Annotated in this window: 21 protein-coding genes; 17 read left to right on the top strand and 4 right to left on the bottom strand. The window is 64.2% G+C overall.

Annotated elements, in window-relative coordinates; all coding sequences use genetic code 11:
* Window positions 1-14: 14 nt before the first annotated feature.
* Complete coding sequence (locus Q5H92_RS21400) at window positions 15-929, top strand: class I SAM-dependent methyltransferase (RefSeq protein WP_305013603.1); 915 nt, start codon at window positions 15-17, stop codon at window positions 927-929.
* A gap of 194 nt (window positions 930-1,123) precedes the next feature.
* On the opposite strand, the gene Q5H92_RS21395 is transcribed toward Q5H92_RS21400, so the two are convergent.
* Window positions 1,124-3,232 (bottom strand): alkaline phosphatase, encoded by a 2,109-nt coding sequence (locus Q5H92_RS21395; protein ID WP_305013602.1) that lies wholly within the window; start codon window positions 3,230-3,232, stop codon window positions 1,124-1,126.
* 306 nt (window positions 3,233-3,538) lie between these two features.
* Between Q5H92_RS21395 and Q5H92_RS21390 the strand changes: the two genes are divergently transcribed.
* Window positions 3,539-4,492, top strand: a complete 954-nt coding sequence (locus tag Q5H92_RS21390; RefSeq protein WP_305013601.1) for a ligand-binding sensor domain-containing protein — start codon at window positions 3,539-3,541, stop codon at window positions 4,490-4,492.
* Between the two features lie 174 nt (window positions 4,493-4,666).
* On the opposite strand, the gene htpG is transcribed toward Q5H92_RS21390, so the two are convergent.
* Window positions 4,667-6,496 carry a molecular chaperone HtpG gene (htpG, locus tag Q5H92_RS21385; protein ID WP_305013600.1) on the bottom strand — a complete coding sequence of 610 codons (1,830 nt, stop codon included), beginning with the start codon at window positions 6,494-6,496 and terminating at the stop codon, window positions 4,667-4,669.
* Between the two features lie 136 nt (window positions 6,497-6,632).
* On the bottom strand, window positions 6,633-7,139 hold the full coding sequence (locus tag Q5H92_RS21380) for a hypothetical protein (protein WP_305013599.1): 507 nt from the start codon (window positions 7,137-7,139) through the stop codon (window positions 6,633-6,635).
* 142 nt (window positions 7,140-7,281) lie between these two features.
* Between Q5H92_RS21380 and Q5H92_RS21375 the strand changes: the two genes are divergently transcribed.
* The 13 genes from Q5H92_RS21375 to Q5H92_RS21315 all read left to right on the top strand — a co-directional run bounded on the left by Q5H92_RS21375 (window position 7,282) and on the right by Q5H92_RS21315 (window position 20,867).
* Window positions 7,282-7,626, top strand: a complete 345-nt coding sequence (locus Q5H92_RS21375; RefSeq protein WP_305013598.1) for a hypothetical protein — start codon at window positions 7,282-7,284, stop codon at window positions 7,624-7,626.
* 169 nt (window positions 7,627-7,795) lie between these two features.
* Window positions 7,796-10,234: a TonB-dependent receptor gene (locus Q5H92_RS21370; RefSeq protein WP_305013596.1), complete on the top strand. Its 2,439-nt coding sequence runs from the start codon at window positions 7,796-7,798 to the stop codon at window positions 10,232-10,234.
* Between the two features lie 114 nt (window positions 10,235-10,348).
* Window positions 10,349-12,895 (top strand): T9SS type A sorting domain-containing protein, encoded by a 2,547-nt coding sequence (locus tag Q5H92_RS21365; RefSeq protein WP_305013595.1) that lies wholly within the window; start codon window positions 10,349-10,351, stop codon window positions 12,893-12,895.
* Between the two features lie 117 nt (window positions 12,896-13,012).
* The gene (locus Q5H92_RS21360; RefSeq protein ID WP_305013594.1) at window positions 13,013-13,588 is read left to right on the top strand and encodes an RNA polymerase sigma factor; all 576 of its coding nucleotides are present in this window, start codon (window positions 13,013-13,015) and stop codon (window positions 13,586-13,588) included.
* Window positions 13,589-13,591: 3 nt separating this feature from the next.
* Window positions 13,592-13,858 (top strand): hypothetical protein, encoded by a 267-nt coding sequence (locus Q5H92_RS21355; RefSeq protein WP_305013593.1) that lies wholly within the window; start codon window positions 13,592-13,594, stop codon window positions 13,856-13,858.
* Between the two features lie 126 nt (window positions 13,859-13,984).
* Window positions 13,985-14,683 carry a ClpP family protease gene (locus tag Q5H92_RS21350; RefSeq protein WP_305013592.1) on the top strand — a complete coding sequence of 233 codons (699 nt, stop codon included), beginning with the start codon at window positions 13,985-13,987 and terminating at the stop codon, window positions 14,681-14,683.
* 61 nt (window positions 14,684-14,744) lie between these two features.
* Complete coding sequence (locus tag Q5H92_RS21345) at window positions 14,745-16,187, top strand: T9SS type A sorting domain-containing protein (protein WP_305013591.1); 1,443 nt, start codon at window positions 14,745-14,747, stop codon at window positions 16,185-16,187.
* A 41-nt stretch (window positions 16,188-16,228) separates the two neighbouring features.
* Window positions 16,229-17,194, top strand: a complete 966-nt coding sequence (locus Q5H92_RS21340; protein WP_305013590.1) for a cation diffusion facilitator family transporter — start codon at window positions 16,229-16,231, stop codon at window positions 17,192-17,194.
* A gap of 172 nt (window positions 17,195-17,366) precedes the next feature.
* Complete coding sequence (locus Q5H92_RS21335; RefSeq protein ID WP_305013589.1) at window positions 17,367-18,608, top strand: MFS transporter; 1,242 nt, start codon at window positions 17,367-17,369, stop codon at window positions 18,606-18,608.
* An 84-nt stretch (window positions 18,609-18,692) separates the two neighbouring features.
* The gene (locus Q5H92_RS21330; RefSeq protein ID WP_305013588.1) at window positions 18,693-19,100 is read left to right on the top strand and encodes a hypothetical protein; all 408 of its coding nucleotides are present in this window, start codon (window positions 18,693-18,695) and stop codon (window positions 19,098-19,100) included.
* 116 nt (window positions 19,101-19,216) lie between these two features.
* Complete coding sequence (locus tag Q5H92_RS21325) at window positions 19,217-19,663, top strand: DUF6526 family protein (RefSeq protein WP_305013587.1); 447 nt, start codon at window positions 19,217-19,219, stop codon at window positions 19,661-19,663.
* 101 nt (window positions 19,664-19,764) lie between these two features.
* Complete coding sequence (locus Q5H92_RS21320) at window positions 19,765-20,067, top strand: DUF4286 family protein (RefSeq protein ID WP_305013586.1); 303 nt, start codon at window positions 19,765-19,767, stop codon at window positions 20,065-20,067.
* A 209-nt stretch (window positions 20,068-20,276) separates the two neighbouring features.
* On the top strand, window positions 20,277-20,867 hold the full coding sequence (locus tag Q5H92_RS21315; protein ID WP_305013585.1) for an arylesterase: 591 nt from the start codon (window positions 20,277-20,279) through the stop codon (window positions 20,865-20,867).
* Window positions 20,868-20,954: 87 nt separating this feature from the next.
* On the opposite strand, the gene Q5H92_RS21310 is transcribed toward Q5H92_RS21315, so the two are convergent.
* Entirely contained in the window at window positions 20,955-21,875 is a 921-nt protein-coding gene (locus tag Q5H92_RS21310) for a DUF72 domain-containing protein (protein WP_305013584.1), read from the bottom strand.
* A gap of 346 nt (window positions 21,876-22,221) precedes the next feature.
* On the opposite strand from Q5H92_RS21310, the gene Q5H92_RS21305 reads away from it, so the two are divergent.
* Entirely contained in the window at window positions 22,222-23,106 is an 885-nt protein-coding gene (locus Q5H92_RS21305; protein WP_305013583.1) for a septal ring lytic transglycosylase RlpA family protein, read from the top strand.
* Window positions 23,107-23,274: 168 nt separating this feature from the next.
* On the top strand, window positions 23,275-25,728 hold the full coding sequence (locus tag Q5H92_RS21300) for a penicillin acylase family protein (protein ID WP_305013582.1): 2,454 nt from the start codon (window positions 23,275-23,277) through the stop codon (window positions 25,726-25,728).
* Window positions 25,729-25,834 lie beyond the last annotated feature (106 nt).

Raw genomic sequence — 25,834 nt, 5'->3', positions numbered from 1 at the left:
CCACTATTACTATTATGCGTACCTGCGACTTGTGCGGCAGCACCGATTTTAAGAAGCTGCCCTTTTACTACGAATTTGAAGGCCAGCGGCTGCAAGGCACCCAGTGCCGCAGCTGCGCCCTGATGTTTCTGGACCCGCAGCCCACGCCGGCGCAGCTGGAACGGCTATACGGCAAAGACTATTTCACGGAGCGCCCCAACTACGACCGCACCCAGCAGGACGTGGTGTTCATCGAAGAAGGCCAGAAGCAGGACGCTCTAAACCAGGTTCGGCCCGACAAGTTCACGAACTACATTCTGGCGAAATACCCCGGCCGCAAGTTCCGCTATCTCGACGTGGGCTGCGGCCCCGGCTACACCCTCAAAAGCCTGGAGCGGCTGGGCTGGGAAGCCCACGGGCTGGAAATATCCGAGCACGCGGCCGACTTTGCCCGCCGCGAGCTGCACCTGCCCGTCGTCACGGGCAACATCGAAACCACCGAGGACTTCCACGAAAACCAGTTCGACCTGGCCTACATGGGCGACGTGCTGGAGCACCTGCTCTCGCCCAGCGCCACGCTGGCCAAGTTCCACCGCATACTGGAGCCGGGCGGGCTGCTGGTGCTGGCCCTGCCGGCCACCCTCAACCTGCCCGCCGTGCGGCTGGGCTTCGCGGCCTACGGCGCGCTGGGCAAGGAGCGCAAGATGGATATTCCGCCCTACCACCTGTTCGAGTTCACCCCGGCCACCATCACCAAAATGCTCAAAAAGCAGGGCTTCGAAGTGGCGGAGCTGCTGAACCCGGTGAAGCCGCCGAAGAACATTCGCTTGGGCGGCAGCGTGGTGGAGAAAGTGAGCAAGCTGGCCGGGCAGTACCCTACATACTACCTGAACAAGCTGACGGGGCGGTTTGGGGATAGAATGTTCGTGGTGGCGCGGAACGTGAAGTAACCCCACCCCCGGCCCTCGCCGCTTGATGCGCGGAATCCTCTGGGGGAGGAGAGCCACGGTGTAATAGAATGAATGTTCATGAAAAGGCCCCAACTCAAAGATGAGTTGGGGCCTTTTCGTTAAAATCTTCAGGCTCCCCTCCCCCAGAGGATTCCGCGCATCAAGCGGCGAGGGCCGGGGGTGGGGTTCCGCCGTTACAGCTTAATCGTGCGCTTGCTCACGACTTGGCCGTTCATCGTGACGGCGGCGATGTAGAGGCCGGCGCTGAGGCGGCTGCCGTCCACGGCTACGGAGTGGGCGCCGGTGCTGAAATTCTGGTTCGTCACTACGCTTTGCACGCGGCGGCCCATCTCGTCGAACAATTCGACGGTGACGGCGCCGGCGGTGGGCAGCGTGAAGGCTAGGTTAAACTGGTTGAGGAAGGGCACGGGGCTCAGCTGCAGGCCCGGCAATTCGTCGGGTTTGCCGGGCGTGGTGCGCAGCGTGATGGTGGTGTAGAAGCTGGTGAGGCCCAGGAAACGGGCCATCACGGGCGTGATGGACGTGTTGTCGAGCAGGCCCTGGCCGGTGATGGCCGCCGCGTGCAAGGGGTTGTTGGTGTTGTCTTCGGCCCCCACCCAGATGTCCTGGGGCGTGTGGTTGCCGGGGGTGCCGCCCTGGTTGGTGCCCACGCCGGTGCTGGCGCGCACGCCGTTGCCGTTGGTGAGCGGGTTCGAGCCGTAGGCCACCACAATGCGCTTGCCCGTGGCCGAGGCCGGCTGCGGGTACTGCTTGCCCTGGAAGGTATTCATCACGTAATCAGGAAACCAGCCGCCGGTGCCGCCGTCGCCGCGCACCAGGTTGGTGGGGGTGGCGTAGCCCGCTTCGGCCGCTACCGACTTGGTAATCTGGCCCGAGTAGGTGCGGATTTTGGTGCCGTTGTTCTGGGCGTCGGCCTCGTCGTGCAGGCCCGTCACGGCAAAGCCGCCGCACTCGTGGTCGGAAGTACTAAAAATAAGCGTGTTGCCGGTAGTGGAGGGCGTGCCGAGCAGGGCGCGGCCCTCGGCCACGGCGTAGTCGAAAGCCATTACCTCCTTAATCATGTAGTCCGAAGCGTACACGTTGGTGGTGCGGGGCGTGCTGGGCGTGGCCGTGTAGTTGGCCTCGCCGCCGTTGGTGGCGTAGGTCGGGCGGTCCGAATCGACGGTGTATTGGTTGACGCCCGCCGCGTTGGCCACCACCGAGATACCGCCGGTATTGGCGTGCTCCAGGTGGTCGATGCGGCCGGCTTCCACCATCAGGAAGAAGCCTTTGCCGTTGCTCTTGGCCTTCAGCACTTCGATGGCCATGTGGGTCATCTCGGCCAGCGAGGGTTCCCAGGCGGCGCCGGTCTGGCGGTCCTGCTCGTAGTTCACGTGCGAGCTGTTGAACAGGCCCAGCAGTTTCTTGCCGCCCACGCCGTACTGGCTCAGGTTGAGATTGTTGAGGGCGTCACGGCTGTTCACGTAGCCGTAGTTGCGCTGGTTCACGGCGTAGCTCACCAGGTCCACGTCGTCGGCGCGGTTGCCGCGCAGCGTGGCGGCGTTGCCGGTGGCGGGGTCGATGATGGCCGTGCCGTTGCGGTCCACGATGGCCTCGTAGGAGCTGGCGGCCGTGCGGGTGCGGGGCATGAAGTGGCGGGCGCCGCCGCCCAGAATCACGTCGAGCTCCACGCCTACTTTCGGGGTGGGCAGCACCCAGTCGCGGGCCGCCGTGTAGCGGTACGAGGTGGTGGGGCTGCTGTTAAAAATGGCTTCGTACTGGGTTTGAGTCGAGGCAATGTACTGGGCGGCAATGTAGTCCTCCAGGTCGCGGTACCAGATGTGGCTGGCGAAGGCGGCCGGCGTGGCGTGCGTGATGCGGGCCGTGCTCACGAGGCCCACGGCGTAGCCCTGCTTCTTGGCGTTTTCCAGAATGGTTTCGATGGCCGCGCCCGAGCTGGGGTTCAGCGAAATCACCTCATTGTCCTGCTTGCCGGGCTTGCCGCAGGCATACACCGAGGCGCCGGGGGCCGAGTCCGTAATCCACGAGTTCAGCGAGTGGGTGGTGACGGTGGCGTTGTACTTCAGCTTGTCGAGGCTCAGCACCTGAAAGTTGGCGTCGGAAGCGAAGCGCTTGCCGTTGGTGCCCTGGCCCATGGCCATGCGCGCGGCCGTTTTCGGGGCCAGCCCGAAGCCGTCGCCGATGTAGATGATGACGTTGTTGTTGGCCGCCTGGGCGCGGGCTTCCTGCCCGGCCAGCGCCGCCAGCAGTAGGCCGCCGCTGAGTAAAAGTTTCCCTTTCATAAATCCCTAAAAAATGAGGTGACTGGTTTTCGGCCGCAAAATTCCCTGGCCCCCGTGAGGCCGGCGTTACGGCCGCGTCAACCATTCATTACTATTAAAAAGCCAGGCCTGTCAATTGATAATAATTATCTAATCAAGACCTTATCTAGCAGATTTTACCTTTGCGGCAACCTTTGCTTTGCCGGTCCTCGCATGTTTTTTGCTGCATCCTTCGTCTCTTTCTCCCGCCTCTGTTCAGTCCTGCTAAGTCTGTCGCTGCTCAGTTTTGCTGCGACCGCGCCGGCAAAACCGCGCCCGCAATATGCCGTGCCCGGCCACGAAAAGCCGGTGGCCCTACTGCACGCCGGCCGCGCTACCTACCTCGTCACGGAGCGCAGCGTGTTCCGGCTCGAAGGCCGGTCGTTCGTGCGCAAGCAGCAGCTTAGCCAGCCCATTCAGTGCGCCGCCGCCACCGATACGGCCCTGTGGCTGGGCACCCGCGCGGGCGTGCAAAGCGTGAGTACGGCCTCTTTCAAAATGCACCAGCTGCCCTTGCCCGGTCCCGACGCTGCGCCCAGCATCACGGCCGTTTTCCGCGATGCACGGGGCGCCATGTGGGTGGGCGCCAACGGCCCGGGCGTGTTCCGCTGGGCTGGCAACGCTTTCACGCAGGAGTTGCACACGCCCGCCATCAACGGCGGCGTGGCCACGGCCGACAGCGCCGTCTGGATTGCCACCAGCATCGGCCTCAGCCGCAAGCAGGGCGCGGAGTGGACGCGCTACAACGAGGAAGGCGTGGCCAACCACGAAATCCCCGACAACATCGTGGAAAAGCTGCTGCCCGATAACGCCGGCAACCTCTGGGTCATCATGTCCGACGCCATCTGCGTGTTCGAGCACAACGGCCAGCGTGGCGCGGCCGAGGAGGAGCTGCCCACCGTGAAGTTCATCGGCCGGCCCGGCAATGAGCTGACGGGCGTGGCCGCTGTGCCGGGCCTGGGCCGCCTGTTCGCCACCGCGCAGGGCCTGCTCCTGCTGCCCAACGAGCCCGCCGGTTTCGCCAGCTTCGCCCCCGCCACCGACAAGGTAGAGCCCAAGCGGCTGCTGGTGCTGGTGGCCCTGCCTGCTGATGCGGGCAATCCGGTGCTGCTGGAAACGGATAAGCAGCAGCGGCTGTGGCTGGTGGGCGCCGAAGGTGTGGCAGTGCTGACGGGCAAGGAATTGCGGCGGCTGGCGCAAGGTGTGCCTGCCAAAGCCCTGGCGGGTAACCTCACCCCCTGACACCCTCTCCCGCGGAGAGGGGGCACCGGTTATGAACTTTATGTAAGTTGACGCAAAAAAGAAAAAGCCTGCTTTTACGCAGGCTTTTTCATTAAAATAGATTGTCATCAATAGATAACGCAAGACCGGTGTCCCCTCTCCGCAGGAGAGGGGGTCAGGGGGTGAGGTGAACGGTTACAGCAGCTCCGTACTGCGCTTTACGAACGCCGTCAGCGCCTCGCCTTTCAGCAGGCCTTGCGACAGCAGCGCGAGGTCAAATGCTTGCTTGGCCAGCTTGTCGCCACCGTCAGCCAGCACTTTAGCCACCAGCGGGTGGTTGGCGTTCACGGTCACGTCGTACGACTCGGGGAAGGCGCCGAACATCTGCATGCCTCCGCCGCCGCCGGTGCGCTGCATGTCCTTCATGCGGCGCATGAACTCGTTTTGGGTGATGACCACCAGGGCATCCTGCGGGCTCAGGGCGGCCACTTTCACGTGCATGGCCGGGTTGGCGATGGCCGTGGTGAAGGTTTCCTCCAGCTTCTTGGTGTCTTCTTCGGTCAGCACGCTTTCGGCGGCATCGTCCTTCTCAATGAGCTTGCTCACCGTGTCAGCATCCACGCGCTTGAAGCTGGTTTTTTCCAGCTTCTGCTCCAGCTGACCCACGAAGTGCGGGTCGAGGATGTGGTCGAAGTTCAGCACGTCGTAGCCCCGCTCCTGGGCGGCGGCCACGAAGCTGTGCTGATGCTCGGCGTCGTTGGTGTAGAGGATGACGGTGTTGCCGTTCTTATCCTGCTGATTGGCCTGGATGTGCTCGGTGTACTCGTTGATGGTGAACAGCTTGCCATCCACGTTCTTGAGCAGCACGAAGTCCTTGGCTTTCTCATAGAACTTCTCGTCCGAGAGCATGCCGTACTTTACGAACATGCCGATGTCGGACCATTTTTCCTCGTAGCCGGCACGGTCCTGCTTGAACAGGCTGCTCAGCTTATCGGCCACCTTCTTGGTGATGTAGGTGTTGATTTTGCGCACCGCCGCGTCGGCCTGCAGGAAGCTGCGCGACACGTTCAGCGGGATGTCGGGCGAGTCGATGACGCCGTGCAACAGCATCAGGAACTCGGGCACCACGTCCTTCACCTCGTCGGTGATGAACACCTGGCGCGAGTAGAGCTGAATCTTATTGCGCGAGAACTGCAGCTCGTCCTTCACCTTCGGGAAGTACAGAATACCCGTCAGATTGAACGGGTAATCCACGTTCAGGTGAATCCAGAACAGGGGCTCGTCCATGCTCATGGGATAGAGCTCCTGGTAGAATTTCTTGTAGTCCTCATCGGTCAGCTCCGAGGGCTGCTTGGTCCAAATCGGGGTCGTCTGGTTGATAACCTCGCCCTCAAACTCAATCGGAATGGGCAGGAACTTGCAGTACTTGGTGAGAATGGTGCGCAGCCGGGCCTCTTCCAGAAACTCGTCCGAATCCTCGGCCACGTGCAGCACCACGTCGGTGCCGCGCTCGGCTTTGGCGTGCTCGCCGGTGGGCTCATCGAGCGTGAACTGCGTGCTGCCGTCGCAAATCCAGTGGGCCGTCAGGGTATCGTTTTTGTACGACTTCGACCAGATTTCCACCTCCTTCGCCACCATGAAGGCCGAGTAGAAGCCCAGACCGAACTGCCCGATAATCTGGTCTTTGGCGTTGGCATCCTTCTCCTTGTACTGCTCCACAAACTCGGTGGCACCGGAAAAGGCAATCTGGTTGATGTACTTCTTAATTTCCTCGGCCGTCATGCCCAGGCCGTGGTCGGAAATCGTGATTTTGCGAGCTTCTTTGTCCACGGTCACGCGCACTTTCAGCTCGCCCAGGTCGCCCTGGTACTCGCCCAGCTGGGCCAGGCTTTTCAGCTTTTGGGTGGCATCAACGGCATTGCTGACCAGTTCCCGCAGGAAAATTTCGTGGTCGGAATACAAGAACTTCTTGATGATGGGGAAGATGTTCTCGGTGTGGATGGAGATGGAGCCGGTTTCTTGCATGGGATAAATTGGAAACGGTTGAAGACAGACGGAATGGCCGGGCGTGGAGGACCCTGGCGCGTACGGCCCGGTATTCAAAGCCCGTTCCAAGGGGTAATCGGCTGTCAGATTGACAGCGCAACCGCAGCGCCAGCTACTATTCGGGCCGATGCCCGTAGGCGGGCCGGGGCTCGCTCACGCCGCCGTGGGCGAGGCCGCGGCCGTGTACGGCGTCCCACTCGCTAAGCAGCTCCGGGATGCGGCTGGAGTAGTCGCTGAGCCAGTGCAGGCCGGGCGTGGCGGTGGAAAAAAACTGGATATCGAACTTGATGAACGGCCGAAACAAGGCAATCAGCGAGTCGATGGCCAGCTGGTTGTGCACCCGGCGCCGATGAATGGCCAGCACCACGCGCTCCAGCGGCAGCTTCACCAGCACGGGCATCCAGCTCACGCCCAGCCACACCTGGTCATACACCGAGATGTCCGGAAAGGTATTCATTTCCAATAGCATGTGCCTGATGCCGTGCTGATTCACCAGCTTCAGCAACTGCTCGGCGCTGACCCGGAAAGAGCGCATGTCCTCGCCCGCCGCCCATTCCACGCGCAACAAGCTCAGGGCTTCGTCGTACTGCAGCGCAAGGTCCGGAATGCTGGTAATTATCACAAAAAGGCGGAAAACAGGCAGTTCCAAGCTAGGAACCGAGGGCCGTACGTAAGAGGCTGGGGCTGCGGATTGCCTGAAGCCGCAATTTCGGCAACTTTTTTTTCTGTGGGCAGCTTTTGTTGTTTCCGCCCATCTTTGCACCGTGCAAGCCCTGCGTTCTCATCTCGCCCTGCTGTTACTGCTCTGCCTCGTGCGGACGCTGCTGCCCGAGGCGTGGATTCTGGCCTTGCACCCGCACGAACACACCACCGACGAGCCGGCCCACGCGCTGGCCTTCCACCACAAGGGCAAAGCCCTCATTGGCAAGCAGCACAAGCACTGCCCGGTGGAGGAGCTGTACAACGTGCCCTTTCTGCCCGGCGCGCCCGTGCTGACGCCGCTGCCGCTGGCCCGGCCGTGCTTTGCCACCGCGCCTGTGCCTACCGTGGCCACGGCGCCCTGGATTGCCCGGCAGCCCGCCCAATTGCGCGGGCCACCCGCCGCCTAAGCGGCACCCCGGCTTCTGTGATTTTTAAGCTACGCCCTGCCCCGACTGCGCCGCGGTCCGGGGGCCGGCGCATGCGCTTATGCCGCCCTGGCGCGGCCCTTCCCTTCATTTCATGTTTGCTTTCCTATCGAAATCTGATTTTCTAAAAATCCGCCCTGCTGCGTTCACTATGTTGGGCTTACTCGGCAGTTCCATTACGCCGGCCTTGGCCCAGAGCGGGCAGAATGCCCCGGCGGCCACCCGCGGCCGGGCCGTGGCGCCACCCCTCACCGGCCGCGTACTGGATGCCGCCACTGGTGAAGCCTTGCCGGGTTCCACCGTGTTGTTTGATGACTTGAAACAGGGCGCGGCCACCGGGCCCGACGGCTCGTTCAGCTTCGCCAACCTGCCGCGCGGGCGCTTCACCCTGCAAGTCCGTTCGCTGGGCTACAACACCGTGACGCAGACCGTGGACACGGGCACGGGCCAGCCGCTGGAAATCAAGCTGACGGCGGCGGCTACTGAAATCGGGCAGGTGGTGGTGACGGGCGTGTCGCAGGCCACGCAGCTGCGGCGCTCGCCGGTGCCCACCTCGGTGGTCGACCGGACGCGGCTGAATCAGACCTCGGCCACTAACCTGGTGGATGCCATTGCCCATACGCCCGGCCTGGCCCAGATTACGACCGGCGCAGCCATCAGCAAGCCCGTGGTGCGCGGGCTGGGCTACAACCGCGTGGTGACCCTGAACAACGGCGCCCGGCAGGAAGGCCAGCAGTGGGGCGACGAGCATGGCATTGAGATTGACGAGTTTAGCGTGGACCGGGCCGAGATTATTAAGGGGCCGGGCTCATTGCTGTACGGGTCTGATGCCATGGCCGGCGTCATCAACTTTGTGGCGCCCGACCCCGTGGCCGAGGGCCGCATCATCGGCACGGCCACGGGCAGCTACCAGACCAACAACCACCAGCAGGGCTACTCGCTGCTGAACGCGGGCAACCTCAATGGCCTGAACTGGCTGGTGCGCGGCACCCGCAAGGTGGCCGGTGCCTACCAGAACCGCTACGACGGCCGCGTGTACAACTCCGGCTTCAACGAATGGGACGCCAACGGCTACGTGGGCGTGAACAAAAGCTGGGGCTATTCACACTTGACCTTCAGCACGTTCAACCAGCGACTGGGGCTAACGGAAGGCGCCCGCGACGAAACCGGCCGCTTCACCAAGGACGTGCCCAGCGGCGATTCGACGGTGAGCGTGCCCGTGACCGACGCCGACCTGCGCGGCTACGGCCTGGCCGTGCCCCAGCAGCAAATCAACCACCTGCGCATCGGCACCGACAACAACTTCATTCTGGGCGACCAGGGCGGGCGCCTCACCCTGCAGGTGAGCTACCAGCAGAACCTGCGGCGCGAGTTCGGCAACGTGCTTGACCCGTCGGAAACCTCGCTCTACTTCCAACTGCGCACCGTGGACTACGCGCTGCGCTACTTCCTGCCCGAGAAAAACGGCTGGAACCTGACTCTGGGCAGCACCGGCCTGCACCAGCAAAACCGCAACTTGGGCGTGGAATTTCTGATTCCGGCCTACCGCGTGAACGAGGGCGGCGTGTTTGGGGTGGCCAAGAAAACCATTGGCGCGCTGGACATCAGCGGCGGGCTGCGCTATGATATCCGGCAGATTTCGGCCGACCGCCTGCTGCTCGACGCCAACGAGCGGCCCAGCACCGACCCCACGGCCGAAACGAAGTTTCCCGGTTTCAAGAGCAACTTTCACAACTACAGCGGCAGCCTGGGGCTGGCCTACAGCCTCAATGAGCGCCTGACGGTGAAGGCCAACCTAGCCCGCGGCTTCCGGGCGCCCAACATTGCCGAGCTGGGCTCGAACGGCGAGCACGAGGGTACCATTCGCTACGAAATCGGCAACCCCAATCTGGCCGCTGAAACCAGCCTGCAGGTGGACGCTGGCGTAAGCTACGTGACCGACCACGTGCGCCTGAGCGTCGATGCGTTTGAAAACAGCATCAGCAATTACATTTTCACGCGCCGCCTGCTCACGGCCAGCGGGGCCGACTCACTGCGCGGCGACAACACCGGCGCCTACAAGTACGAGCAGGGCCAGGCCCGCCTCTACGGCGGCGAGGTGAGCCTCGACTTCCACCCCCACCCGCTCGACTGGCTGCACTTCGAAAACTCGTTTTCGATGGTGCGCGCCCGGCAGCTGAACGTGGAAGCCGCCCAGCAATACCTGCCCTTCATCCCGGCCGACCGGCTACAGTCGGAGCTGCGGGCCAACTTCCGCCGCCAGGGCAAGCGCCTCACCAATCCGTACGCCCGCCTGCAGATGGAGCGCACCTTCGCCCAGAACCGCTACTTCTCGGCCTTCGACACCGAGACTGCCACGCCGGGTTACATCCTGTTCAACGCCGGCGTGGGCACCGACGTGGCCGACGCCCAGGGCCGCACGCTGTTCTCGCTCTTCGTCACGGCCAACAACCTGTTCGACGTGGGCTACCAGAGCCACCTCAGCCGTCTGAAATACGCCGATTTTAATGCCGCGAACGGCCGCACCGGCGTGTTCAACCAAGGGCGCAATGTGAGCGTGCGGGTGGTGGTGCCGCTCAGCTTTAAGTAGAAATAGCTTGTGAGCCGGGCATGGCGTCCGGAAAAGCGGGTGGGCCGGCGCGCGGCGTCTGCAACCGATGGGGCCGGCAGCGGCTCTTTCTAGTCCACTCCTTTTCCGAATGTTATGCCCGGTTTTTTCTATCTGCGGTGCCGCTGGCACGGGTTGGTTTTGATGGCGATGCTGTTGGCCGGGCCGCTAATCGGCGCGGCCCAGGTACCGTACGGGCCGGTGCTCGACCCAGCTTTTCAGTCGCCCACCTTGCGGCGGCCGGCCATAGCGCGCGGGGCGTTGCAGCTCAGCGACGGCGCGCGCATCGTCGTGGGCGATATTGACTACGCCGACGGGCAGGCCAGCAGCGGGCTGGTGCGCTACCTGCCCACCGGCCTGCCCGATGCCGGTTTCAACGCCCGCGTCCAGGCCAACACCTGGCAGGTGGAGTCCGTGCGCGAAGTGGCGGGCAACAAGCTACTGGTGCAGTTTGCCGACACGGCCCGGGTGAGTGGGCAGCCCTGCGCCAGCCTGGTGCGCCTGCTGCCCAACGGCCGCCGCGACAGTACCTTCACCTCGCCCCCGGCCCCGTTCGCACCGATTAAGGCGCTGCTGGTGCTGGCCGATGGCCGCGTGCTGCTGGGCCTGCCCACCGGCCTGGCGCGCCTGCAGGCCGACGGCATGGCCGACACCGCCTTTTCCCGGCAGTACGGCGGGGCTTTTGGGGGCGACGAGGTATCGGCCCTGGCCCAGCAGGCCGATGGGCGCGTGCTGGTCGGCGGCAACTTTGACCAGGTGCAGGGCACGCTACGGCCCGGCCTGGCCCGCCTGCAGCTCAGCGGCGCCCTCGATGCCAGCTACCTGCCCGACCTGGCGCCCGGCAGCTGGTGCCGCGAGCTTATTGTGCAGCCCACCGATGGCCGGCTGCTGTGCGCCCACCTCACCGCTACCAACTACAGCCGGACCCTGGCGCGCCTGCTGCCCGCCACGGGCGCCCTCGACGCCAGCTTTCAGCTTGATGCCACGGTTTCGCTCAGCTCTTTCATCGGCACCACCAAGTGGCCCCGGGTGCAGGCGCAGGCCAACGGAGCCATTCTGCTGGCTGGCATGCACACGGCCGGCGGCAGCCAGCAGAGCTTTCTCATCCGCATCAGTGCGGCGGGCACCTACGACCCCACCTGGCTGGTGCCGCTGCTCGGCAGCGCCGCGCAGGAAGCCCAGAGCGTGCAGGTGCTGCCTACGGGCCAAGTGCTGGCGGCAGCCGGTGCGGCCAAGCTGTTTGCCACCGGCACGCCCGCGGCCCCGGTGGCGGTGCTCGATGCCGCCGGAGCCTACGCGCCGGCCTGGCAGCCCGCGCTCCAAACGGCGGGCTACGTGAGCAGCGTGGCCGTGCAGGCCGATGGCAAAATCCTGATTGCCGGCGGCTTTTCGGAAGTCAACGGCACGGCCTTGGCTGCCCTGGCCCGCCTGCTGCCCAACGGTCGCCTCGACGCCAGCTACCGGGCCGGCTGCGCCTTGTTTCCGCTGCTGGATGCGGTGCCCGGGGCCAATGGGTTTGTGGAGCCACGGCTGGCGCTGCAGCCCGATGGCAAGCTGCTGGTGAGCGGCCTCACCGACGACCCGGCCTCGTATGCGGGCGTGCTACGCCTATTGCCCAGCGGCTGTCCCGATGCCACGTTCAGCGCCGGGCTGCGGCTGGGCGTGGTGCAGGGCCTGTCGTTGCAGCCCGACGGTCGGGTGCTGCTCACCGGCATTGTGCAGCCAGCGGGCACGTACTCGGTCACGCTCGGGGCGCGCCTCACCGCCACGGGCGCCTTCGATGCCGCCTACCAGTTAGGGACCAACGTGCCGGCCTCGGTGCAAAGCCAGCTCATTGCCCAGCCCGACAGCACCGCGCTGCTGCTCAACACTTCTTCCGTCGGTGCAGCCCTCACTCGTCATCTGGCCACCGGTGCCTTCGACCCGAGCTTTCTGGCCGTATCGCTTCGCCAGGTAACGGGTGCCCCGCGCGCGCAGGCCTATGGGGTGGTGCGCGATGCGACGGGCCGGCAGTTGGTCTTCGGCGAGCTGGGCGGCGCGGGCACGGTGGCCTCGGGCGGCGTGGTGCGGGTGCTGGCCAACGGCAGCCCCGACCCCACGTTTCAAGCCGCTCTCATTGCCGGGGCCACCACCGTGGTGACGGCGGTTGCCGAGCAGCCCAACGGCCGCCTGCTGGTGGGCAGCGGCGTCCCCTACAGCCTGCAGCGCCTGCTGCCCGATGGCCAACTCGATGGCACGTTCGACTTTACCCAAGGCCCTTCCGACGGCCAGGTGCGCAACATTATCGTGCAGCCCGACGGCGCCATTCTGGTGGCGGGGACCTTCCGGCGGGTGGGCCAGCAGGCCCGCGCGGGCCTGATTCGGCTGCTGGCGCCGGGCGTGCTGGCCGTGGGCAGCCGGCAGCCGCAGCCCGCAACGGCGGTTTTCCCCGTGCCCGCCCATGACCGGCTGTACCTGCGGCTCGATGCCCTGGCCCGGCCGCAGTCGGTGGCCTTGCTCGATGCGCTGGGCCGTCCCGTGCTTCGTCAGCCCGTGGTTCAATCGGAAATGAGCCTGCCCACGGCATCCCTGGCGCCCGGCATCTACTTGTTGCGTATAGAATACGCCACGAGCACCGTCACGCGGCGCGTCGTACTGGAGTAACGACGGCTTCGTAGGCACTTGAGCGGCTTGCTTCCCAGCCGGAGGCAAGCTGTTTTTTTGATAGATGCGGTGATAGTTGGCTGAAAAGTGGATTACTTAGGTACAACGCTCATCGCCATGGTTCTTTCGCCTGATTTCTCATCTGCCCCCAATCTCCGCGCCGCCCTACTCGCCAACCGCGAGCAGGCCCTCACGCAGCTCTATCGCCAAGCCTTCCCGCCGGTGCGCCGGCATATATGCGGCCACGGCGGCTCGGCCGAGGATGCACAGGATATTTTCCACGATGCGCTGGTGATTCTGTACGAGCAAGCTGTGGGCGGCACCCTGACGCTCACCTCCTCCGCCAGCACCTACCTGGTGGGCATCAGCCGCAACCTGTGGCGGCACGAGCTGCGCCGCCGCGCCCGCCTCCCGCACGAGGCCCTGCCCGACGACCCCGGCCCGCTGGCCGCTGATGCCGCTTCTGAAACCGAAGAAACTCGCTTCGCCGTGCTTGACTATGTGGAGCAGCTAGGCGCGAAATGCAAAAGCATGTTGCTGGCCTTCTACTATTTCCAGCAGCCCCTCACCCAAATTGCCGCCGACCACGACTACCGCTCCGTGCGCTCGGCCACGGTGCAGAAGTTTAAGTGCCTGGAGCGGCTGCGCGAGTCGGTGCGGGCGGCCTTTCGAACCGAAACCATCGAATACTAAGCCATGCGCCCCGAACTCGAACGCCTGCGCCTGATTGAGCAGCAACTGCTGAATGGCCCCGCTACGCTACCGGCCAAAGACTGGCAGCTGCGCCTGCTGCTCGACGGCGAGCTGGCCGCCGACACGGCTGCCCAGCAGCAGTTGTATCAGGGCCTGCGCCTGGCCGGCCGGCGCCAGCTGCGGCGGGAGCTGGCCGGCATCCATGCCCGGCTTTATGGGCCGCCCGCCAGCCCCTGGGCCCGGCTGTGGCAGCAACTGAAGCCCTGGTAGCCGGCCGTTGAGCCCTGCCCCTACCTGACAAAACCTTCCGCCCGGGTCAGCCCCGCCCTTCGTCATTTTTGGCGAGGCCGGGCGGCTGATGCCTTTTCGTTTTCGCTTATCACCATCACCTTTCTCATGCTCAACAAACAGGAATTCCGAAAATTTGCCGTCCACGGCCAGGGCCTCAACGGCCTTGCCATAGACCAGTACCTCACCCACGCCGAAGGCCAGACCCGGCCACACATCAACAACATGACCCGCTCTGTTATCGAGGAACGGCCGCATAATTTCCGCGAAATCGACGTGTTTTCGCGCCTGATGATGGACCGCATCATCTTCCTCGGCCAGGCCGTCGACGACAACATCGCCAACATCATCAACGCCCAGTTGCTTTTTCTGGAATCGGCCGATGCCCGCAAGGACATTCTGCTCTATATCAACTCGCCGGGCGGCTCCGTGTACGCCGGCTTGGGCATATACGACACCATGCAGTATGTGCAGCCCGATGTGTCTACCATCTGCACCGGGCTGGCGGCCAGCATGGGCGCTTTCCTGCTCTGCGGCGGCGCCATTGGCAAACGCTCGGCCCTGCCCCACGCCCGCGTCATGATTCACCAGCCCAGCGGCGGCGTGCAGGGGCCGTCGGCCGACATCGAAATCACGGCCCGCGAGGTGGTGAAGCTGCGCCAGGAGCTATACCAGATTTACGCCGAGCGCACCGGTAAAACCTACCAGCAAATCCACGACGACTCGGACCGCGACTACTGGATGCGGGCCGATGAGGCCAAGGAATACGGCCTGATTGACGAGGTGCTGACGCGGCTTCCCGCCTGAGCTGGCATGGGCCGGGAGGGCGCCTTATATTGTAGGCATCTTCCCCGTTCCGACCTTCTTTATGTCATTTTCTACTCCGTTGCTGCTGGTGTTAGCGCTGGCCAGCGCAGCCCACTGCCCATTGCTGGCCCAAAGCCTGGACCCGGCATTTGAGCCCACGGTGGCCTTCACGGCCAGCCAGCAGCCGGCCACCATGCGGGCGTTGGTGGAGCAGCCCGACGGCCGCCTGCTGGTGGCCGGCGACTTTACTATGTTTAACAACCGGGCCGTGGCCGGCCTCGTGCGATTGTGGCCCAACGGCCAGGTGGACACCACCTTTGTTGCACCCGCGTTTGCGGGCGGCCAGATTCTGGCCCTGGCCACCGATGCGCAAGGCCGTGTGCTGGCCGTGGGCGAATTCACAGCCGTGGACGGGCAGGCTCGCATGGGCGTGGCCCGGCTTTCGTCCAGCGGTGCGCTCGATGCTACTTTCAACCCTAACATGCGCACCCCCACCAGCCTCACGCCCCAGGTGCGGGCGGTACTGGTGCAGCCCGATGGCAACATTGTGCTGGGCGGCTATTTTGTGGCGGCGGGGCCAAACGGCAGCGCGGTGCCCAACGTGCTGCGGGTGCTGCCCAACGGCCAGCCCGATGCCAGCTTCGTGCCGGCCGTGCCGTATTCGGGCTCGGTGAATGCCCTGCTGTTGCAGCCGTCAGGCAAGCTGCTGGTGGCCGGCAACATGTACGGCACCTCTTTGGAGATGGTGCGGCGCCTGCTGCCCAACGGCGGCCTCGACCCCGCCTTTACCACGGTGCCCGCCAACCAGACCGTGGCCGGCAGGGGGCTCTCGATGGCCAACACCGCCAACGGGTTTGTGCTGGCCGGGGCCTTCATCAGCGTGGGCAACCAAACGCGGGCCAGCGTGGCGCGCTTCTTCAACGACGGCACCCTGGACCCCGCCTTCACCTCGCCGCTGCCCAATGTGATGCCCGCCACGCAACTCAACGCCGTAGTGGCGCTGCCCACGGGCAAGGTCATCATTGGTGGCGCAGTGGGTGCTTTTGCCTTACGCGGCCTGCTGCCCGACGGGTCGCCCGACCCCGATTACCTGGACCCGGCGCAGGTTGGCCCTCCTTTTTCGGCCGTATATGCCTTGGTGGCGCAGCCCAACGGCAACCTCTTGGTGGCCGGCGCCTTCCCGCGCATTGCCGGGCAGCGGCGCTACGGCCTGGCCCGCCTGCTGGCTCCCGGGGCGCTGGCCCGCCGTTCGGCAGCAGCAGCGGACGACGCCTTGGTCGTGTATCCCAACCCCGCGCACGACCAGCTGCACCTCCAACTCGCGGCCACGGCCCGGCCCCGGCGGCTGGTGCTGCTGGATGTGCTGGGCCGCCCGGTACTCACTCAGCCGGTGCCGCCCACGGCGGAGTTCAGCTTGGCTACCGAGGCGCTGCGCCCGGGCGTGTATGTGCTGCGGGTGGAGTACGCCACGGGCACCCTCAGCCGCCGGGTGGTGGTGCAGTAGCCGCCCCAGAACCCTGCCCTCGATTCAGCGTTTAGCCCCTCATGCCCCACGACCACGCCAGCCACGCCGGCCACCAGCACGCCGCCCCGCCGCCCGGCGGCGGCTTCAACGCCGCCTTCGCCATTGGCATCGGCCTCAACCTGGCTTTCGTGGTGGCCGAAACCATTGGCGGCTTCTGGGCCAACTCGGCCGCCCTGCTCTCCGATGCCGGCCACAATTTGAGCGACGTGCTCAGCCTGGCCCTGGCCTGGGGCGCCGCCTGGCTGGCCGGCCGGCCCGCCACGCAGCGCTACACCTTCGGCTACCGCGGGGCCACCATTCAGGCCGCGCTGCTCAACACGGCCCTGCTTTACGCCGCCCTCGGCTTTATCCTCTGGGAAACCATCGACCACCTGCGCCACCCCGAGCCCGTGAACGGCCGCTGGGTGATGCTGCTGGCCGGCATCGGCATTCTGGTGAATGGCGTCACGGCCCTGCTTTTCCGCAGCGGCCAGAAAAGTGACGTGAACGTGCGCGGCGCCTACCTGCACATGCTCACCGATGCGCTGGTAAGTGCCGGCGTGGTAGCCGGCGGTGGCCTCGTGCTGCTCACCGGCTGGGCCTGGCTCGACCCGGTTATCGGCTTCATCATTCTCGGCATCATCGCCTACAGCTCCTGGGGCCTGTTGCGCGACAGTCTCCGTCTGGGCCTGCAGGCCGTGCCCGACGGCATTGAGTTGGAGGCTGTGCGCGCCTATTTATTAAAGCAGCCCGAAGTCCAGTCCGTCCACGACCTGCACATCTGGAGCCTCAGCAGCTCAGGCCACGACGCGGCCCTCATGGCCCACCTCGTGCGCCCCGGCGGCGCCGATGCCGCCTGGCTGGCTGCGCTATCTAAGGGTTTGGAAGCCGAGTTCCACATCCACCACACCACCGTGCAGGTGGAGGACGGCCCCACGCCCGGCGGCTGCCACAGCGGCTGCCACGAAACCAGCCCGGAGGCGCAAGCGCTGGCAGTCCACCCCTGAACAGCCACGTACAGAACGATGTAGAGACGCCTAATTGCGTCTCGTCGTCCGCGCCATGCGGGCTTCGTTTGCTCTAGAATTCTATTGATTGGCGTTCAACGACGAGACGCAATGATGTGTCTCTACACCGTTTATTATCCTGTCTCCGGCTGGCTGGCAGTACATTTCGGCCATGCAACCGTCCCATCCCATTCCCAAGGCCACTCTTTTCAGCGCCGCCGTCATCGTGGCCGCCCTCGGCTATTTCGTCGACATCTACGACCTGATTCTGTTCAGCATCGTGCGCGTGAGCAGCCTCACGGAGCTGGGCGTGACGCCCGGCACCCCGGCCATGACCGACCAGGGCCTGTTTCTAATCAACATGCAGATGGGCGGCATGCTGCTCGGCGGCATCCTGTGGGGCATTCTGGGCGATAAGCGGGGCCGGCTCTCGGTGCTCTTTGGCTCCATTCTACTGTATTCGCTGGCCAACATCGCCAACGGCTTCGTCCAGACCATCGACCAGTACGCTTGGCTGCGGCTCATCGCAGGCATCGGGCTGGCTGGCGAGCTGGGCGCGGGCATCACCCTCGTGAGCGAAAGCCTGCCCAAGGAAAAACGCGGCTACGGCACCATGATAGTGGCCACCGTGGGCGTGAGCGGGGCTATGCTGGGCTACTGGGTGGCCGGGTTTGGCTGGCGGCAGGCCTATTTCGTAGGCGGCGGGCTGGGCCTGGCGCTGCTGCTGCTGCGGGTGAGCGTGTTCGAGTCGGGCATGTTTGAGCAGGTGCAGGCGCAGGCCGGGGTGGCGCGCGGCAATTTTCTCAGCCTGTTCACCAAGCCCGCCCGACTGGGCAAGTACCTGCGCATTTTGCTGATTGGGGTGCCGCTGTGGTTCGTGGTGGGCATTCTCGTCACGCTGGCGCCGGAGTTTGGCAAGGCCCTGGGCCTCACGGGCGAGGTCACGGCCGGGCTGGCGGTGTTCTGGTGCTACTTCGGGCTGGTGTTTGGCGACTTTTTCAGCGGCGCGCTCAGCCAAGTTTGGCATTCGCGCAACAAGGCGCTGAAGGTGTTTCTGGGCTTCTGCGCCACGCTGGTGGCCGTGTATCTGTTTGGGGTGAAGGGTGCTTCGCCGGCCACATTCTACGGCGTGTGCTTTGTGCTGGGCGTGTCGGTGGGCTTCTGGGCGCTGTTTGTGACGGTGGCGGCCGAGCAGTTTGGCACCAACCTGCGGGCCACCGTGGCCACCACCGCGCCCAACTTTGCGCGCGGCGCCGTGGTGGGGCTGGTGCCGGCCTTCAAGTATCTGAGCGGGCAGCTGGGCTTCATTCCGGGCGCAGCGGTGCTGGGCGGGCTCACGCTGGTGGTGGCTTTCTGGGCCGTGAGCACCCTGCCCGAGAGCTACGGCAAGGACCTGAACTATGTAGAAGAATAAAGGAATTGAAAATCAAATTCCAACTTCCGCCCCGGCCCTGCGTTTGAGGGAGCAGTCAGCAGGTAGCTGATTCACTTCCCTCCCATGAAATCTCTCCTTTTCGCGGCTGCCCTGTTCGCCGCCGTAGCCAGCACTTTTACCGCCTCAGCCCAAACCACTCCGGCCCCCACCGCCGACCCGGCCATGGCCACGCCGCTCACCCCCGAGCAGCAGGCCCAACGCGCTGCCGACGCCAAAGCCACCTACGAGGCCCAGAAGCAGCAAACCAACAACTCCGACCAGGCCGCCCGCGACACCCGCAGCCAGCTCAAAGACAACGCCAACCAGCAAAGCGACCTGAAGAAGCAGCTCCGCGAGCAGCGTCAGCAGGAAAAAGCCCAGAAAGCCCAGCTCAAAGAGCAGCGCCAGGCCGCTTCCGAAGCCAAGAAGCAGGAGCGCGCCGCCCGCGACATGGCCAAGGCCGAAAAAAAACGTGCCAAGGAAATGAAGTAACCACGCCCCCAGCGCGTCGTATCTACTGAAAGACTCCGGCTCCGGCCGGAGTTTTTTATTGCCCGGCTTTCCGCCTCTCTCCCCTACTTTCGCCTCCCTCAAACGCCCCCTTCCGCATGGCCACCCCCACCAAAAACACCACCATGTATTACCCGTGGCACCATTTCGTGCTGCTGCCCCTAGCCCTGCTCATGGCTGGCTACGCCGTACTGCGCTATACCAAAGTGGCCGGCGACGACGACCAGATTGCCCGCCTGTGGTTCACGGTGGCCGCGCTGGCCGTCATCGGCTTGGGCGTGCTCGTGATGCTGCGCCAGCACTACGCCCTGCAATTGCAGGACCGCATCTGCCGGCTCGAGGTGCGCCAGCGCTATTTTGAAGTGAGCGGCCAGCGCTTCGCGTCCCTCGAAAAACAGCTCACCCTCCCTCAAATCCTGAGCCTGCGTCTGGCCGGCGATGCCGAGTTGCCCGCCTTGGCCCAGGCCGCTGCGTCGGAAAAGCTTTTACCCAAAGATATTCAGGCCCGTATCACCGATTTTCAGTTCGACGCCATGCGCGTTTGATTTAGTGGATTAGCGGATTAGTGGAATGGTGGACGATGCCCTTGCGTCACCACCCCACGCAATCCACCAATCCACCACCCCACCAATCCACCATACGAAGTATGATTCTCTACAACGTCACCAGCAGCCTTGAGCCCTCCGCCGCCGAGGAATGGCTCGACTACATGCGCACCACCCACATGCCCGAGGTGATGGAAACCGGCTTTTTCCTCAAAAGCCAGCTCCTGCGCCTGCTCAACGAGGAAGAGGGCGGCATCACCTACGCCGCGCAATACTATTGCATCGGCCTGGAGCAGCTTGAAGACTACCAGAACATCTGCGCCCCGGCTCTTCGGGCGGATATGGAAAAGCATTTCGCGGGCAAGTACGTCTCGTTCCGCACCATCCTGGAAGTGGTGGAGTAGGCTGGGACTACTGGGTTTTTCAAGGATAAAAAGGCCGTCATGCTGAGCGTAGCCGAAGCATCTCTACCGCGCAAGTAACTCGTTTACTCTCGCGGTAGAGATGCTTCGGCTACGCTCAGCATGACGGCCTTTTTCCAGCATTCCATCTTCCCAAACAGCCCACCCTGACGGGCACGAAAACGGCCTCCGTGCTGTTGAAACAGCACAATATGAAAAACATCATCTTCTTCGGCGACAGCCTCACCGCGGGCCACGGCCTGCGCGCTTCCGAAAGTTTCCCCGCGTTACTCCAGCAGCGCCTCGACGAGCAAACCCTTTCCTATAAAGCCTACAACTACGGCGTGAGCGGCGAAACCAGCGCCGGCGGCCGGCAGCGCCTGGCCTCGGTACTGGCCCGCCACCCGGTCGATGTATTCGTGCTAGCTCTGGGGGCCAACGACGGCATCCGCGGCATCCCAGTGCGCGAAACCACCCAGAACCTGCAGTTCATCATCGACGCCGTGCGCCGCCAGTATCCGCAGGCCCAAATCGTGCTGGCTGGCCTCGAATTCCCCTTCGACCTGGGCCCGCTCGGCGGCCACCGCCTCGCTCACTATGCGGCCGAGTTCAAAGCCCTGTTCCGTACCCTGGCCGAGAAAAATAGCCTGCCCTTTGTGCCCTTCCTGCTGCAAGGCGTGCTGGGCCGCCGCGAACTCAACCTGCCCGACGGCGTGCACCCCAACCCCGCCGGCCAGAAAATCCTGGCCGAAAACGTGTGGCAGGTGCTGGGCCCGCTGCTGGCGCAGCCTGTCAGTTCCTGACGAGTTTCAAACAGAACGTCATGTCGAGCGCAGCCGAGACATCTCGCGTGCGCTCGACATGACGTTTTAGCGCATTGAAAAGCCCTGTTAAAACCCAAACAAATTGCCCTGCACCGGCTGTGGGATGATGAACGGCGGCGGCACCACAATACCGGTCAGCAGGCGCACCTTCTCCAATAAGTATTGGGCGAACACTGGGGCGTGGCGTACGTCCTTCTGGTGAATGAAGAAGTAGATGTCGTGGATACCCTGGGCTACCCAGGCGGCCAAGCGTTCGGCCCAGGCGTCGGCGCGCTGGTAGTCGGTGCTGTGCAGGCCATGGCCGTTGAAACGAATGAAGGCCACGGGCGTGGTCAGGCGCATGGGCAGAACGTCGCGCCGGCCGGCCACGTCGGTTATCACCAGGGTTTTGTTCAGGGCTTCGAAGGTGGCGAATACGGCGTCGGCCAGGCCGTGGTCGGCGTACCAGCGCGGGTGGCGCAGCTCCACGGCCAGCGGCACGGTTTCGGGAAAGTCGAGCAGGAAACGCTCCAGCCGCGGCAAGTGCTCGGGGCCGAAGTGCGGCGGCAGCTGCAGGAATGCCCAGCCCAGGTTTTCACCCAGCCCCTCGAATGCCCGCGCCGTGGTCACCACCAGGTCGTCGGCCTGAAACAGCTCCCGCTCGTGGCTGATGCTGCGCGGCAGCTTGGGGCAAAACTTGAAACCCGGCCCCACGGCCTCGCGCCAGCGGCGTACCGTAACCGCATCCGGAATGCGGTAGTGGGTGGTATTCAGCTCGATGCTATTGAATTGCTGCGCGTAGTAGTGCAGGTAATCGGGCTCCTTGATGCCAGCGGGGAAGTAGCTGCCCAGCCACTCCTTGTTGGTCCAGATGGGGCAGCCCACGTGCAGGCGGGCGGGCGCGGGCTGCGTGGCGCGGGCCTTGGCCAGCACGCGGGCCGTCTCGGGGTGGTCGGGCGGCAGCCGAAAATCAACGTAGCGCAGGTCGGGCAGGCGGCCAAAATCCATGGGACAAAGGTACGGTTTGGGCCCCGGCAGCCGGCACTGCACTTACGAATAAAACCGGACTTTTGCAACCGGGTTTCGGAGATAGCCGGGCGGCCAATGCCCAAATTTTATACCCGTCGCATAATCTAATTTTTGCACCTGCGCAATGGATTGACCCGGTTTCGGCAAAATATAGTTTGAGACAACCTCACGGCTACTTTTCGGGCCAACATGAAGATTAATTAAATGCAAGTTTTATGGAAAAAGGACAATTTTTTGACCAATTGGCTTGGTAGCAGGATGGGAAACTTAGCAATTGCCCCGGCGGGTAGCCCTATGTTTGTTTTGCTCACCATCTGCAAAACGCATGATTTTATTTCGCCGCTCTACTGTACTCGTCCTTTCCAGTTGCTTCTTCTTTCTGCTGTCGTTTCTGAGCGCTCCGGCGCACGCCACCACCGGTGGCACCACCAACGCAGCTTCCGCCCCTAGCGCCCGCACCACCGTGCTGCGCGGCCGGGCCTCCTGGTATGGCAGTCAGTTTCAGGGACGGAAAACGACCAGCGGCGAGCGTTACAACCGCTTCAAATACACCTGCGCCCACAAAACCCTGCCCTTCGGCACCCGGCTGCGCGTCACAAACGTGAAAAACGGCAAATCGGTGGTGGTGCGCGTTTCGGACCGCGGCCCCTTCCGTCACCAGCGCATCCTCGACCTTTCGGAAATTGCCGCCCGCCCGCTGGGCATCACCGAGTGCGGCGCCGCCACCGTGGTAGCCGAAGTGGTGGCCGACGAAACGCCCCTGGGCCCCGCCACCACCCCCGAAAACTTGGCCGCCCTCTTCGCCGCCGACCCCAACCCCGACGCCGCCTTCACTACCTACTCGATTCCGGCCAGCCCGGCCGTACTGTCTGATTCGGCTTCGGTAGATGCGCACGGCGCCCTCATTGCCGCTTCCACACTCACCAAAGGCCAGGTGGTAACCGCTGCCGAAGTGGTGAGCTGCCCCGCCGGGTTCCTCATCCAGGCTGGCTCGTTTGTGGATGCGGCCAACGCCGTGGCTGTGCAGGCCCGCATCAAGTCCCTGATGCCCGACCTGAAAGTGGAGGTGTCGCAGGATTTGCTCGATGGCCGCCAGCGCAGCCGCGTGCTCGTGGGCCAGTTCGGAGAGAAGCCCGAGGCCGAAGCCGTGCGTCAGCAGCTGCTCGTCTGGGGCATCGGCGGGCTGGTGCGCGAGGTGGCGCTCCGATGAGTTTAGTTGTTTGTTTTTAGTTGTCAGTTGTTAGGCCGCTTGCCTAGAAAGCGGTTGTTGAGTTGACGCTACACCATTAGGTGAAGGCCAATTGGCGACATTGTCGTTAATTGGCCTTTGCTTTTGGCCAGCGACCTAACAACTGACAACCAGCAACTGACAACGAACATGCTTAAAGCCCTGTTGGCCCTGGCCGCCAGCCTCACGCTCGTGTGGGCGCTGAACACGCCGCATGGCACGGTGCCGCCGTTTGGCAAGCTGCTGAGCCCCTACCGCGGCTTCTGGCAAAACGGCGAGGTGGCTGGCGACTTCCCGGCCCAGCAGACGCTGGCCCTGCCCGGCCTGCAGGCCCCCGTGACGGTGCGCTACGACGACCACCGCGTGCCGCACGTCTTCGCCCAAAACGACCACGACCTGTACTTCGCCCAAGGCTACCTCACGGCCCGCGACCGGCTCTGGCAGATGGATTTCGTGACCCACGTGGCCGCCGGCCGGTTGGCCGAAATCGTGGGCCCGGCCCGGCTCGAAACCGACCAGTTTTTCCGGCGCATGGGCCTGCCCTTCGGCGCGGCAAACTCGCTGAAGACGATGATGGCCGACCCCACCACGCGCACGGTGCTCACCTCGTATTCGGACGGCGTGAATGCTTATATAGGTCAGCTCAGCCCCAAGACGCTGCCGTTTGAGTACAAGCTGCTCGACTACCAGCCCGAGCCCTGGGAGCCGCTGAAATGTGCGCTGCTGCTCAAGTACATGGCCTGGGACCTGAGCGGACGCACCGACGATTTGCGCATGAGCAACATCCTGCGCAAGTACGGCCCGGCCGTGACCAAGGACCTGTTTCCGGACTACCCCACCCGCGAAGACCCCATTGTGCCGGTGGGCACACCGCTGGATTTCAAGCCGCTGGCCGCGCCGCCGGTGCCGAAGTCGTTTGAGGCGGCTTACGCGGCCCAGCAGCTGCGTGACGAGCCCGACGCCGAGCTGGGCTCCAACAACTTCGCGGTGAGCGGCGCGAAGTCGGCCTCCGGCTACCCGTTGCTGGCCAACGACCCGCATTTGCAACTCAACCTACCCAGCATCTGGTACCAGATTCAGCTGAGCGCGCCGGGCGTGAACGTGTACGGCGTCACCATTCCGGGCGCGCCCACGGTTATCATCGGCTTCAATGAAAACGCGACCTGGGGCGTGACCAACGTGGCGGCCGACGTGCTCGACTTCTACCAGCTGAAATTCAAGGACAACACCCAGCGCGAATACTGGCACGACGGCCGCTGGAAGCCGGTGCGCCGCGTGGTGGAGCGCATCAAGGTGCGCGGCCAGCCCGACCGGCTCGATACCGTGCTCTACACCCACCACGGTCCGGTGGTGTACGACAAGCCTGAAAAGCCTTTCCTGAACCAGACGCCCATTGCCCACGCCATGCGCTGGACGGCCCACGACGGCGCCGACGAAATCATGACGCTCTACCGGCTCAACCGGGCCCGCACCTACGCCGACTACACGGCTGCACTGACTACATGGGGCTCGCCGGCCCAGAACTTCATTTTCGCTGATAATGAAAAGGATATTGCCATCTGGCCCAACGGCCGATTCCCGCTGAAATGGCGCGACCAGGGCAAGTTCATCCTCGACGGCACCGACCCGGCCTACGACTGGCAAGGCTGGATTCCGGCCGCCCAGAACCCGCACGTGAAGAACCCGGCGCGCGGCTTCGTGAGCTCGGCCAACCAGTTTTCGGCCGGGCCCGACTATCCCTATTACCTGAACTGGACCTACGCCAACTACGAGCGCGGCCACCGCATCAACGAGCGCCTGGCCGCCATGACGCAGGTGACGCCCGACAGTCTGCGCCAGCTCCAGAACGACGTGCTCGACCTCAACGCCCAGCTCATTCTGCCGCGAATGCTGGCCTTGGTGAGCGAGCCAGCGGCCGGCGCCGCGCCGCCCACTCCCGACTCGCCTGAAGGCCGGGTGCTGGCCGAAATGCGCCGCTGGCGCTACCAGTACACCGCCGACGCCATCGGGCCCAGCGTGTTCAACCTCTGGTATAATGACCTAGTGAAGCGCCTCTGGGACGACGACTTCCCCACCGACCCCACCGGCCCGGCCTACCGCTACCCCGCCCGCGACCGCACCAACAACCTGATTCTAAGCGAACCAACTTCGCCGTGGATTGACGACCGGCGCACGCCGGCCAAGGAAACGCTGCCGCAGCTGGCGCTGCAAAGCCTGCGCTTCGCCACCGACTCGCTCACCCGCAAGTTCGGGCCGCTCTCGCCCAAGTGGCGCTGGGCCAGCCAGAAAAGCACCGACATTCTGCACCTGCTCCAGCTCCCCGGCTTCGGGCAGATGGACGTGGACTGCGGCGGCGGCGCGGGCATCGTGAACGCCACTTCGGAGCGCAACGGCCCCAGCTGGCGCATGGTGGTGGCCCTGGGCCCGCAGGTGCGCGCCTACGGCGTGTACCCCGGCGGGCAGAGCGGCAACCCCGGCTCGCCCTTCTACAACAATATGCTGGAAACCTGGCGCGTTGGTCAGCTCGACGAGCTGGTGTTTCTGCGCTCGGTGCAGGAGGCCCATCCGCGCGTGTCCACGGCCTGGACCTTGCAAGGCCAATAAGTTATTATGGATTAGAGACGCAATATTCTGCGTCTCGTCGTTGAACGATGCCCGCCCGACACTCAAACGGCGCGGCCGACGAGACGCAAAACATTGCGTCTCTAAT

The organism is Hymenobacter mellowenesis, from assembly GCF_030581005.1.
GTDB lineage: Bacteria > Bacteroidota > Bacteroidia > Cytophagales > Hymenobacteraceae > Hymenobacter > Hymenobacter mellowenesis.
The sequence above is the reverse complement of the archived record's forward strand: the minus strand, read 5'-3'. Positions and strand labels throughout refer to the sequence as shown.

Bases quoted from the DNA above. Each gene is read 5' to 3' on its own strand.
- Q5H92_RS21325 (WP_305013587.1), top strand. From the start codon at position 19,217: ATGGCCACCCCCACCAAAAACACCACCATGTATTACCCGTGGCACCAT.
- Q5H92_RS21315 (WP_305013585.1), top strand. From the start codon at position 20,277: ATGAAAAACATCATCTTCTTCGGCGACAGCCTCACCGCGGGCCACGGC.
- Q5H92_RS21365 (WP_305013595.1), top strand. From the start codon at position 10,349: ATGCCCGGTTTTTTCTATCTGCGGTGCCGCTGGCACGGGTTGGTTTTG.
- Q5H92_RS21335 (WP_305013589.1), top strand. From the start codon at position 17,367: ATGCAACCGTCCCATCCCATTCCCAAGGCCACTCTTTTCAGCGCCGCC.
- Q5H92_RS21320 (WP_305013586.1), top strand. From the start codon at position 19,765: ATGATTCTCTACAACGTCACCAGCAGCCTTGAGCCCTCCGCCGCCGAG.
- htpG (WP_305013600.1), bottom strand. From the start codon at position 6,496: ATGCAAGAAACCGGCTCCATCTCCATCCACACCGAGAACATCTTCCCC.
- Q5H92_RS21345 (WP_305013591.1), top strand. From the start codon at position 14,745: ATGTCATTTTCTACTCCGTTGCTGCTGGTGTTAGCGCTGGCCAGCGCA.
- Q5H92_RS21355 (WP_305013593.1), top strand. From the start codon at position 13,592: ATGCGCCCCGAACTCGAACGCCTGCGCCTGATTGAGCAGCAACTGCTG.
- Q5H92_RS21395 (WP_305013602.1), bottom strand. From the start codon at position 3,232: ATGAAAGGGAAACTTTTACTCAGCGGCGGCCTACTGCTGGCGGCGCTG.
- Q5H92_RS21370 (WP_305013596.1), top strand. From the start codon at position 7,796: ATGTTGGGCTTACTCGGCAGTTCCATTACGCCGGCCTTGGCCCAGAGC.
- Q5H92_RS21300 (WP_305013582.1), top strand. From the start codon at position 23,275: ATGCTTAAAGCCCTGTTGGCCCTGGCCGCCAGCCTCACGCTCGTGTGG.
- Q5H92_RS21305 (WP_305013583.1), top strand. From the start codon at position 22,222: ATGATTTTATTTCGCCGCTCTACTGTACTCGTCCTTTCCAGTTGCTTC.
- Q5H92_RS21310 (WP_305013584.1), bottom strand. From the start codon at position 21,875: ATGGATTTTGGCCGCCTGCCCGACCTGCGCTACGTTGATTTTCGGCTG.
- Q5H92_RS21330 (WP_305013588.1), top strand. From the start codon at position 18,693: ATGAAATCTCTCCTTTTCGCGGCTGCCCTGTTCGCCGCCGTAGCCAGC.
- Q5H92_RS21340 (WP_305013590.1), top strand. From the start codon at position 16,229: ATGCCCCACGACCACGCCAGCCACGCCGGCCACCAGCACGCCGCCCCG.
- Q5H92_RS21400 (WP_305013603.1), top strand. From the start codon at position 15: ATGCGTACCTGCGACTTGTGCGGCAGCACCGATTTTAAGAAGCTGCCC.
- Q5H92_RS21360 (WP_305013594.1), top strand. From the start codon at position 13,013: ATGGTTCTTTCGCCTGATTTCTCATCTGCCCCCAATCTCCGCGCCGCC.
- Q5H92_RS21350 (WP_305013592.1), top strand. From the start codon at position 13,985: ATGCTCAACAAACAGGAATTCCGAAAATTTGCCGTCCACGGCCAGGGC.